Annotated in this window: 1 protein-coding gene and 1 pseudogene; one reads left to right on the forward strand and one right to left on the reverse strand. The window is 66.5% G+C overall.

Annotated features, from left to right (window positions below):
* Positions 1–681: 681 nt before the first annotated feature.
* Complete coding sequence (locus ABZ646_RS26775; RefSeq protein WP_360523872.1) at positions 682–6,756, reverse strand: LamG-like jellyroll fold domain-containing protein; 6,075 nt, start codon at positions 6,754–6,756, stop codon at positions 682–684.
* Positions 6,757–10,608: 3,852 nt separating this feature from the next.
* Between ABZ646_RS26775 and ABZ646_RS26780 the strand changes: the two are divergent.
* A pseudogene (locus ABZ646_RS26780) lies at positions 10,609–11,355 on the forward strand (hypothetical protein); the annotation flags it as partial.
* Positions 11,356–12,424: the final 1,069 nt, after the last annotated feature.

Genomic DNA, 12,424 nt, shown 5'->3' on the forward strand with positions numbered 1-12,424 from the left:
GCGCACTTGACTGGGGGTCAAGGGGTCGCAGGTTCAAATCCTGTCGTCCCGACTTTACGAAGTCGCAGGTCAGGGGCCGTTTCAGAGGGGATCTGAAGTGGCCCTTTGATCATTCCTGGGGACCATTTGGGGACCAGGGTGCTTGACGGGGGCTGTGGCGCACCTTGACCCGGTCAAGGTGCGCTATGGAGCAGGTCGGTAAGGCGTAGAGCAGGCGGTTCGTGGAGTTGCCTCCCTGTTTCCGGTGATTCATCATGTGGAGTGCGTTGCCATCCTTGAATCGACGGCGAGAACTCCTGCTCATGGGGCGCCAGGTGTGCTGCAGTGATGCTGTTCAACGGGGCTTCTTTGACGAACGGGCTGAGCTCTGGCAGGGCAGGAGGGTAGACATCTCCTTGAAGTTGTCTACCTGGGGGCGCTGACCTGAGGCGATACGGTAACTTCCGTCTCTCGCCTGTACGCACGAGCCTTTCGGTGTCTTTCAGAAGCGTCCCGCGTTACGCAGGCGATTCTCCCCAGGCGGTCCCAAGCGCTGTCCGTACTCCCGCGATCCTCCCAAGGGGGACCCTGCTTGCGAGCGCGGGCGACTTGGTGTCTGTACACGTCCGACAGTCCATAGTGGTTACGACGGGTGAGCCCCGCTGCTCCTGGTGGGAGCGGCGGGGCTCATGGCCGGTGGGGTCAGTGCAGCGCGCCGACCTCCGTTGCCGACAGCGTGCGCGGATAGACGTGGACGTCTGCCACGGAGCCCGGGAAGGCCAGGTATGGCGTCGTGGCCGAGGCGCTGTTGACGCAGCCGCCGATGGTCAGAGGCATGGAGGAGTCGTATTGGGGGCTGAGGTTGGTGGCTGTTCCCACCAGGGTGCCGTTCTGGTAGAGGGCCATGTTGCCGGTGTTGGACCTTCCTGCGACCGGTGCGCGGAAGGCGGCGACGAGATGGGTCCAGGTACCGATTGGTGCGGAGTTGTTGTCTCCTTCCGCGGTGGGGAAGTCGGTGTTCTCGTCGTTGGTGGTGGTCGTCTGGAACATCCAGGCGCTGCTTGCCTTGTCGTAGGAGAGGTAGAACGCCTGGTGTTGGGTGGTGCCTTGGCAGACGGCGGTGGTGCCGAGAGCTGAGTTGATCTTCACCCATGCCGAGACGGTGTAGTCGCCGAGGGTGTTCACAGCGCTCTGCTTGCTCTTGAGGAAGCCGGTGTTTCCGTCGAAGGTGACGCTGCCGGCCATCCCGCTCGGTGCGTCGGTGCCGTAGGTGGCGCTGCCGGAGGCTGTGAGCGGGTTGAGGGTGGCGGTGTCACTGCCGTTGGCGGCGAGCTTCCATTCGTCCTCGGGCATGCCGTTCTCCCAACCTGTTGGCACGATCACGCTGGTGGCGCTCGCTTGGCTCGATGCCATTGCGTACGGGTAGGTGTGGACGTCTGCCACGGAGCCGGGGAAGGCGGCGTAGGGCGTGGTGGCATCGGGGCTGTTGACGCAGCCGCCAATGGTCAGGGGCATGGAGGAGTCGTACTGCGGGGTGAGGTTGGTGGCGGTCCCCATCAAGGTGCCGTTCTGGTAGAGCGACATCACGCCCGTACTGGTGTCGCCGTCGACGGGGGCCGTGTAGGTGACCAGCAGGTGGGCCCAGGTGCCGATGGCGCCGGTGTTGCTGTCTCCCTCCGCGGTGGGGAAGTCGGCGTCGGCGTCATTGGTCGTGGTGGTTTGGAACATCCAGCCCTTGTTGCCGCTGTCGTAGCCGATGTAGAGGGCCTGGTGCTGGCTGGTTCCCTGGCAGATGGCGGTGGCGCCGACATCTGAGTTGATCTTGACCCAGGCGGAGATGGTGTAGTCACCGGAGGTGTCGACGGCGGTGTGGTCGCTTTCCAGGAATCCGGTGCTGCCGTCGAAGGACGCTGAGCCGGCGCCGGCGTTGACCGCGTTGGGGCGGCTGGAGCTGAAGGTCGCGCCGCCGATCGTGGTGAGCGGGTTGTCCGTGTTGCTGTCGGTGCCGTCGGTGGCCAGTTCCCAGTTGTCCTCGGGGGTGTCGCTGCCGGTGGCGAGCGGGACGATCAGGTTCGGCGGGATGCCGACCACGGTGTTGGTGTCGTTGAGGTACTGGGCGGCGAGGTCGGTGTAGTAGGCGTTGGACGGATTGCCGCCTGAGAGGTCGGCCGCTTTGACGGTCGGGGAGGTCGCGTTGCCGTCCGTGGACACGGCGGCGGCGAAGTCGATGACCTGAGTGGAGTTGTCGAGCAGGGAGCGGTTGACCAGCTCGCGCGCGGATTCCTGGGTTGCCGTGCCCGGGTGGGCGGCGGTGAAGGGCGGGATGGTGGCGAGGTAGACGGTGATGTTGGAGTACTGGGTGACGCCGGTCTGGCTGTCGTCGGTGTTGTACCAGGACAGCTGGCTGTTGAGGGAGGCCAGTCCGTTCTCCACGTTGGAGGCGCAAGTGTTGGCGTTGCTCGTGCAGTTGAGGAGGTCGGCGGCGCCGGTGGAGACGAGGACGGTGCGCACGTTGCCCTGGGCCAGCACGTTGCGGTCCACGGGGTTGAGTGCGTTTTCCGGGGTGGTGCTGTTGGTGATCTGGGGCAACAGGTTGTTGCTCAGGCTGGAGCTGTTGGTGCCCGCGTTGAGGACGCCGTAGTCGACGGAGTTGTCCCCGTTGGTGTCGTTGACCAGAGCATCGGTGATCGCATCGCTGAGGTGGTACGGGCTGTCGCTGCCGGCTGCGGTATCGCCGTTGACGCTCTGGTCGCCGTAGAGGACGACCGAGCCGGTGGGGGCGGAGGTGGGGGTGGTGACGTCGATGCCCGCGAGGTAGGGCAGACCGGTGTAGGTGGTCTGCGTGTAGTTGGTGGCGGCGGTGTCGCCGGTGTGGTTGGCGGTGTCGGTGCTGGCCCAGACGGGGGTCTGGGCCACGGCGTGGCCGGGCATCGCGGACATCGAGCCGGGCACATGCAGGCTGACCAGGATGGTCGCCTGCTGTGTGACGGGCAGGGTCACCGGGTTGCTGGTGACGTCGCCGCCCGCCGGGATGGTGACGGAGGCGGAGGAGGAGGTGCCGAAGGTCAGCGGGGTCGGGGCTTTGTCCGCGGTGGCGCCGCCTGCGGTGGTGTCCTGCAGCGCGACAGAGGCCGCGTCGAAGGTCACCGGGGTTGTGCCCATGGCGTTGGATAGGTGGATGCGTACGCCGTTGCCGTCGTCGGTACCGACACTGACATGCGCCGGGATACGGAGCGTCTGCCCCCCGTTGATGACGGCGGCACTGCCGCTGGACAGCTGCACCTTGGCGGTGTCCTGAACCGAGGCCCAGGTGCCGACCCAGTGCTGGGGGCTTGATCCGCCGGTGAGGGTCATCGGCCGCAGGCCGAGCCCGAGGATGTGCAGGGTGGGCTGGCCTGCTTGGACGCCGTTGGTGAACAGCGGCAGGGTGATGCTGCTGATGACCGAGCCGGGGCATTGCAGCGGGACGCTGACGGCGTAGATTTTCGGGCCGGAACTCGGGCTGGTCTGCGTGTTGTTGCTGTGGTTTTCGTGGACCAGGCTGAGCGATGCCGCGGAGGCCGGACCGGAGAGCCAGTCGGGCACGGTGTCGAGTTGGTAGGTCTGTTCGAATGGGTTGTTCTGGTCCACGCAGTTGTTCTTGGCGTAGGTGATGGTGCCGCCGGTGCCCTTGGCGGCGCCGCCGGTGGCGAAGGCGAGGAAGACCAGGGCGTCGCCGGTGTTGACCACTCCGCTGCCCGGCAGGGTGATGGTCTGGCCGGAGGCCAGCATGTTGTCGTACGTGCCGGTGCCGAACTTCGGCAGTGTGATGGTGGCGCCGTCCACGGTGACCGTCTTGTTGCTCTGCCAGCCCGAAGTGCTCGTCAGGTCGGCGGAGTTGATGCTGTTGCCGGAGCCGTCGGCGTCGGCCGTACTGGTCGTGGTGGTGAAGGTGCTGGTGGCGGTGTTGTTCAGACAGCTGGTCGCGTCGTTGATCGCGCAGGTCAGTGCTGGGCCGAGGCGCAGTACGTCGACGCCGGCCTGGTACCCGGCCGAGCTGGGATTCTTACCGGTCAGGGTGAGGGTCAGCGTGTGCACGCCCTGTCGGAGGGTGAGCAGTTGGCCGTTCGTGTCCTTGGGAGTGCCCAGGTTGAGGAACTGGGTGGTGGTGTAGGAGTTGTAGGCGTCGAAGCCGCTGATCAGGGTGGACTGGGTACTCTGGCCCGCGTCCAGGACCAGGTGGTAGATGCCGTAGTCCTTGCCCTTGGTGAGGTTGGCGCCGAAGCTCCAGGGGCCGTCCTTGGGGATGTCGAAGCTGAAGGTGGCACTGTCACCACTGACAACTTTCGAGGTGGTGGTCTTGTTGCCGAGCATGGCCTGGTAGCCGTCGGCGAATTCATAGCCACTGTAAGCGGGTTGGCTGACCACTTGGCCGCCCGTGCTGGTGGTCGTGGCTTTGGGCACGACGGTGGTGGTGCCGTCGGTGTTGGTCGCGGTCCAGCTACTGATCATCTTGTCGCCGTAGGCGTACGTCGGGGTGCTGGTCCCGGCGTAGAAGGCGTAGGCCGTCTGGGAGATGGACGTCGAGCCGGCCTGGTCCACTGCCTTGGCGTAGAGGGTGTGGGGTCCGGTCGAACCCGGGGCGAACGAGGGTGAGGCGCTGCCGTTGATGGCAGAGGTGCCGGTGCCGGGGCCGTTGTCGGACGTGGCGTAGTAGATGTTGCCCTTCGTGATTTTCGTGCCCGCCACCAGGTGGATGACTCCGCTGCTGGTGTACACCGTGTTGCTGAGGGTGGCGTCCAGAGAAAACAGGTAACCGGTGACGTTGTTGGTGTGGTTATTGCCCAGGACGAAGGTCCCCTGGTCGCCGAAGGCGGCGCCGATCTGCTTGGCGGGGAACTGGCTTGAGGTCACCGTGGGCGCGGGCGGTGCGCTGGTGTCCACGGTGAAGGTCTGAGTCTTGGTCCAGATTCCGGAGCCGGTGCCGGCCCAGTAGCCCGCGGCGTTCTGTGCCGTGGCTTTCCAGGTGTACGTGCCGTCAGGCAGGCGTGGTGTCGTCCAGTCGCTGCCGTTGGTGTTGTAGCGTGCACGTTTCTTGGAGTCCAGGTTGGGTCCGTAGCCCTGCCCCACGAGGGTGCCTGAGGAGTTGAAGACCTGGTAGTCGACGCGTACCAGTTCGCTGCCGCCTGCCAGGTCGGGGTTGACCGCGCGGGCGGACAGGGTCGGGGTGTGGGTGGTCGTCATCGTCTTGCCCGAGCTGACGATGGATGGCTTGATCGTGGGCGTTCCCGTGCCGTTCTTGAGCTTGGGACGGTAGCTGTAGGTGACCGACATGCTGGCGCCGCCGCCGTAGGCGAGCTGCTTCCACTGGTAGGCGTCGTTCATGTCGGGCGACTGGACCATCAGCGTCATGCTGCTCCAGCTGCTGCCCGCCGCGCTCTGTGCCCGGGAGGTTACATCGAACTCCAGCGCTGGTGGGCTGACCCAGGAGTTGGCACCGTCGGTGACCGGGCAAGTGCCTGCCTCGTGGCTCTTGGGATTGGTGGTGCCCAGTGAATCCGTGCGCACGGTCGGCTCGTGGCCCCAGTAGAGCGAGGATGATCCCCAGCCGGCGGGTCGGTCGGTGCCGTAGACGGCGGCCGGGGTGTCCGAACAGGAAGCAGCGGAGAGCTGCTTGACGTACAGCGAGGCGTGACTGACTACGGCGCCTTTGATGCCGCTGGTGTTGATCTGGTAGTAGGTGCGGGCGCGCTCGCCGTTGCCGGGGGTGTTGTTGTCCCATCCCTCGCGGGCGTTGGTCGCACCTGTGGTGGACGTCGAGTTGTAGACGTTCCACCCGTTGTCGGAGATCCGGGCCCAGTCCAGTTGGGAGGGCCTGCCGCTCCACTCCGGGTCGACATAGACCGGGTAGGTCGTGGTCTTGGCGGTGAGCAGGGACGTGTTCAGGCCGAGCAGCTGCTTGCCGGGCTTGAGGGTCACATGGACCTGCGCGCGATGCCTGCCGACCTTGGCCGCCGCGGTGTGCTCGGCACGTGCCGCTGGGACGGTCGCGATGCGGGCGCGGGCCGTGGCCCCTGTCTTCTGGCCTGTGCTGTCCCACATCAGCGCGGTGTCGCTGTGGAACACTGTCTTGCCGGTGTGCTTGTCGGTGGCCCGGGCGCCGCCGTTCGAGGTGGCGGCCAGCTTGAGGTTGGCCGAGGTGGTGTTGAGCGCGAGTCTTTGCAGTCGCGGATCAGCTGCGGCCTTGGAAGTCTTGATCACCAGGATCGAGGAGTAGCCGGAGGCGTCTGCGGTCAGCTGCAGGTCGACGCCGGGCAGTACCTCGGGATAGGTGGCCGTGTCCTTGGAGACAATTGGCTTCGGGAGTGTGCCCGGCCAGGAGAAGCCTAGTTTGTCCGCGCCATCGTGCATGGTGACCAGCGTGCTGGAGCCACCGTCGGAGAAGGTCACGTGCGTGATGGCGGCTTTGGGGGCCCAGGTCCCGTCCGACTGCCGCAGCAGAGTGGTATCGATGGGGACCCATTTCCCTTGCTGCTGCACACGCTGGGGCATAGACGTATCGGTCCGGGTGAAGGTGCCGTCCGGGTTGGCCACCACCTGGGTCCCGGTGCCGGTGAGCTGGCCGATGGTCACCGGTTGACCGGTCGCCTTCGCCTGCGCGGACGCCGACTCCGTGGGATTGAGCCGCGTGGCGGAGGACTCGGGGCGGTCGCTCGGCGACGCAGCCTGGCGTGATGGCGTCGGCGCGCTGGTTGTGGCGTAGGCCGGTGCCGTGGCCGCCATTGATCCGGCAGCCATGGCAGCGGCGACAACGGTGGCGATCGGTCTCGACGTGGGGAGCCTGGACGCGCGCACGGTTTTGCGAGAAGCGGACATCGCGGTTGGGGTCCTTCGCGGATTTCATGCGGTTCCCCCCGTGGGCCCCGCGCCGCTGTGCATTCTGTGTGGCCGGTGTGCGCGGGGTCCATCGTCAATGAATCGCCAAGTGGCCGTCTGTAGCCCGATTTTGACGCATTGGCGTCAACCTGCGTTCCGTTCTGGGTGATCCCTTTGTGTTTCCTATGGAAACACTTTGCGTATCGAGTCGATCTCGGGCCGTAGCGTGATCCTCCGCGGGGGGACTAGATCGACGTGTGCCTCCGTTTCATGTGCACTCAAATCACCCAAGTCGAGGGGGACTTAGGCGATTCGGGGCTGGGGGAGGGGACGTACGGCATGGCGTGGATTTCGGGGTGGAGACGCGGTCAGGCGGCCTGGGCTGCCCGGAGAGTTCGCCGCACGGCGGTGGTGATGGCCGGCGCCTTGGTGGTGGGCCTGCTACCCGCGGGCGTGGCCGCGGCGTCTCCAGCCAAGCCTCAAGTGGCACTTCCCGCCGCACCGCAGAACAGACGGGTCCCTCTATCCCGGCCATGGCCCAAACGCAGTTCAACTCCCAAGTCCTTCAGGCACTTCGACCCCGGCGGGCACACGAAGCTCCCTGCGCCGGGCAGCGCCATGGTGACCCTGCCCAACGAGGCTGCCTCCGCGAGCCTGAGCGCCAAGGCGAGTCAGGTACGGGCCGGAAGTCTGCCCGTCCTGCTCGGTGCTGCCGCAGGTCCGCAGCCCCGGTCGGCAGCCGTCACCGGGTCACAGCGGATGCGCGTGACAATGCTGGCCCAGAAGTCCGCGCGCACGGCCGGTGTTCATGGCGTGCTGTTCACGCTGCAACGCACCAGCCCGGGAAGCGGGAAGGTCGCGCTTCGCGTGGACGACTCGTCCTTCCGCTACGCCTTCGGTGGTGACTTCGCCTCGCGCCTCCACCTGGTTCAGCTGCCCGCCTGTGCGCTGACCACGCCGGAGCTGGCCAAGTGCCAGGCTCAGACCCCGGTGCGCACCGCCCCTGGATCGCCGCTGTCCGCGCAGGTCGCAGTTCCGGGACCGAGTCCGGCGTCGTCGGGTGCCACCGGCTCCGCCCGGCCGGTGACGGCGTCGTCCGGCGCCATGGTTGTTCTGGCCGCGACCGCTGGCACCTCAGGCTCGGCTGGTGACTACTCGGCGACCAGTCTGGCGCCGGGCGGTTCCTGGTCGACCTCGGGGAACACCGGCTCGTTCACCTACAGCTACCCAATTGCCGTACCGCCTGCGCTTGGCGGAGTGGCCCCGAATGTGGACCTGTCGTACAACTCCGCTGGCCAGGACGCGCGCACCGAGGGGACGAACAACCAGTCCTCGTGGTTGGGCGACGGCTGGGCCTCGACGGAGAACTATGTCGAACGCACCTACAAGTCGTGCGACGACGACTCCTCGTCCGGCGCGCCGAAGAACGACGGCGACGAGTGCTGGGCGGGTCAGATCCTGACCCTGTCGCTGAACGGCACGTCCACCGACATCGTCTACGACGACGCGACCAAGACCTTCCGTCCCGCCGACGACAACTCCACCACCAAGATCGAGGACCTGAGCAACGGCACGAACGGCACCAAGAACGGGGAGTACTTCAAGGTCACCGAGGGCGGGGTGCAGTACTTCTTCGGCCTCAACCGCCTGCCGGGCTGGTCCAGCGGCAAGGACGAGACCAAGTCCGTGTGGACTGTCCCGGTGTACCACGCGCACAGCGGCGTGTCCGACTGCCCGGACAGCACCGACTTCGCCTCCACCTCCTGCACGCTGGGCTACCGCTTCAACCTGGACTACGCGGTCGACACCCATGGCAACGCCACCGCCTGGTACTACACGCCGGAGACCGGTTACTACGGCGCGGACCTGAAGGACACCGCGGTGGCCTACACCCGCGGGGGCACCCTGTCCCGCATCGACTACGGCATGACCGCCACGACGATCTACTCGGGCACTGCGCCGGAGCAGATTGTGTTCGACGCCTCCGCCGAACGCTGCATCGCCGGCGCGCCCTCCGGCAATACCTGCGCGGACAGCCAGTTCACCCCCGCCAACGCCGCGTACTGGCCGGATGTGCCGGTCGACCTCAACTGCATTTCGGGCTCGTCGAGCTGCACCAACCACGGTCCGAGCTTCTGGTCTCGCAAGCGCCTGGCGTCGATCACCACCCAGATCCAGACGGGCGGCGTGACCCAGCAGGTCGACAAGTACAGCTTCACCCAGTCCTTCCCCGACGGCGGCGACCACGCCCCCACCCTGTGGCTGGACTCCATCCAGCACACCGGCCTGGACACCCTGGGCGGCGCATCGGGCAGCACCTCCACGCCTGCGGTGAGCTTCGATCCGCCGCTGCAGCTGCCCAACCGGGTCGGCACGATCCCGCAGATGCCGCTGATGTACCACGACCGCATCCAGACGGTCACCAGCGAGACCGGCGCCCAGACCACCGTCACCTACGACCGGCCCAACTGCTCCAGCGCCCCGGCCAGTGACCCCAACGACCCCACGGACGCGGCCGCCAAGACCTTCGCGTCGACCAACACACTGTCGTGCTTCCCCGTGTACTGGACCCCCGACGGGCAGCCGGCCCCGTGGATGGACTGGTTCTACAAGTACAAGGTCACCGCGGTCGTCACCGAGGACAAGCACAACTCCTATCAGGACGGCACCGAGCCCAAGCTGGAGACGGACTATGCCTACAAGGGCAACCCCGGCTGGCACTACGACGACAACGAGCTCGTCAAGGCCAAGAACCGCACCTGGGGACAGTTCCGGGGCTACCCGGAGGTAGACGTCACCACCGGTGACCCCACCGTGTTCCATCTGACCAACGGCGCCAACGTCTACGACCAGAAAACCCTCAGCAAGACCTACTACTTCCTGGGCATGAACGGCGACACGCTGCCCGGCGGCAAGACCCGCTCGGTGCCGGCGCTGACCAGCCAGGACGGCGCCGTCAGCGTGGCGGACAGCAATGCGCTGGCCGGACAGGCCTTCGAATCCGACACCTACACCGGCGCCACCGGAAGCCTGAACACGGCCACCGTCACCGTGCCCACCATCATCGGCCCCACAGCCTCCCGATCCCGCAGCGGCCTGCCGGACCTCACCGGTCAGATGGTCCGCACCGTCAAAAGCCTCACCCGGCAGGCGGTCTCCTACGGCTGGCGCAAGACCGAGACCGACACCTTCTACAACACCACCCTGGGCAAGCCGACGACCGGCATGCCCGTACAGGTCGACGACCGCGGCGAGACCACAGCCACCGACAACGTCACCAACTGCACGTACAACCGCTACATCACCGGCAGCGTGGACACCCTCGTACTGCCCGCCGAGACCATCGCCACCGACCAGGACTGTTCCGCAGCCGGGGCCACGCCTGGCGGCACGCTGATCTCAGACGTCCGCACGTCCTACGACGGCAACCCCTTCACCTACGACGGGGACGGCCAGCAGAACCCGCCGCTTCCCAAGACCGGTGACGTTACCCTGGTCCAGAAAGCGTCCGCTTCCACCGGCGCCACTGCGACCGCGTTCGTCGACGAATCCTCCGTCGCCTACGACGGCTACGGACGCGTCACACTGACCACACGTACGCCCCACTCCACCGCTCCCAACGGCGCCAGCCTCTCCCAGAACACCGCCACCAGCTACACGCCGGCCACGGGAGAGCTCCCGACAGACATCGTCACAGCCATCCAGGTCACCCCCGGGGCCACCTGCACCACCGCCACAACCAGCTCCAAAGACTGCCAGGTCTCCCACCGCACCATGGACCCGTCCCGCGGCCAGCCCACCGCCCAGACCAATGCGGCCGGCCGACTCACCTCACTCACCTACGACGCCCTCGGCCGCCTCAACGGGGTATGGCTGCCCAACGAGAGCAGGACCAACGGCGCCCCCGCGAACACGACCTACACCTACAGCCTGTCCCAGACAGGACCCTCGATCGTCGCCGCCAACTCCCTCCTGGACAACGGCAGCTACGCGGCCAGCGAAACGCTGTACGACGCCATGCTGCGCCCCCTGCAGACGCAGGCGACCGCAGAGAATTCGAGCACGACGGTCAGCGACACCCAGTACGACTCGCACGGCTGGACCGTCGTCACCAACAACGCCTACAACGTCGCGGGCAGCCCCCGTAATATCCCGGTCCCCGTCTCCCAGCTAAACATCCCCGACGCCACTGTCACCGACCACGACGCAATGGGCCGCGCAGACCTGGTCACCGAGGAGCACAACGGCCTCAAGACCTGGACCACGACCACCGCCTACACCGGAGACAAGTCCACCGTCCTGCCCCCCAAGGGCGGCGTTGCCACGACTACGGTCGTCAACGCACGCGGCCAGAACACCGAACTCGACGAGTACACCGCCGCACCCACTTTCTCCGGCACCGCGGCCAACGGGTACACCGCAACCGACGGCACCGCCTCGCCCACCACCTACGGCTACGACGCTGCCGGACAGCAGCACCAGGTGACCGGCCCCGACCATGCCGTATGGACGTTCGACTACGATCTGCTCGGACGCAAGAGGTCTCAGAACGACCCAGACGTGGGCAAGAGCGGCTACGGCTACGACGACGCCGGCAACCTCGTGTCCACCACCGACGAGGCAAAGAAGATCGAGCTCGACTACACCTACGACCTCCTGGGCCGCAAACTCACCGCCAGTGACAAGTCGAAGTCCAACTTCCAGTTCGCCTCATGGCTGTACGACACGAAGCGCATAGGTCTTCCGACTTCATCGACCCGCTACGTCCAGGGCACCACGGGCGGTTACACGATCGCCGCCACTGGCTACACCGCCCTCGGCGAGCCGACCGGCACGACGATCACCCTGCCGGCCTCCGAGACGCCGCTGCCGTCGACCTACACGACGACCTACACCTACACCATCAACGACCAGTTGCTGGCGACGCAGTCCGATCCGTCCACCAAGGGGCTGAGCAGCGAGGTCATCGACTACGACCACGACGCGCTGGGCAACCCGACGGCCAGCAGCAGCGGCAGCGTCAGCAGCTATGTCAGCTCGACCGACTACACGGACTTCGGCGCGCCCTCCCTGGTCAAGCAGGGTCCCTTGACCAACCCGACCGCGACCACCACCTACCACTACGACGACCAGACCCGCCGGTTGACGGAACGTGTCATCGACCGGAGCCAGGCACCCGGCCCGATAGTCGATGACACCAAGTACGCCTACGACGCCTCCGGCAATCCGACCTCCACCACCGACCTGCAGTCGGAAACCGGCAACACCGTCACCGACCAGCAGTGCTACAGCTACGACGCCCTGGACCGGCTCACGGATGCCTGGACCGGCAACAACTGCACTGTCAACCCGCCAACTGCCGGCACCCTCACCACAACGCCCGGCTCCTACTGGCAGTCCTTCAGCTACGACGCCATAGGCAACCGCCAGCAGAGCGTCGACCACGCCATCGGCAGCTCCGGCACCAACGTCACCACCGGCTACACCAACGGTTGCACCGCCAACTGCAACTCCACCGGCGCCCCGCCGCGGTCCGCGTCCGCGTCGAGCAGCGCCTGCACCTCGCGGTGGGTCTGTTCGAAGGCCGCGC

Origin of the sequence: Streptomyces sp. NPDC007162 (assembly GCF_040634175.1) — a bacterium.
Taxonomy (GTDB): domain Bacteria; phylum Actinomycetota; class Actinomycetes; order Streptomycetales; family Streptomycetaceae; genus Streptomyces.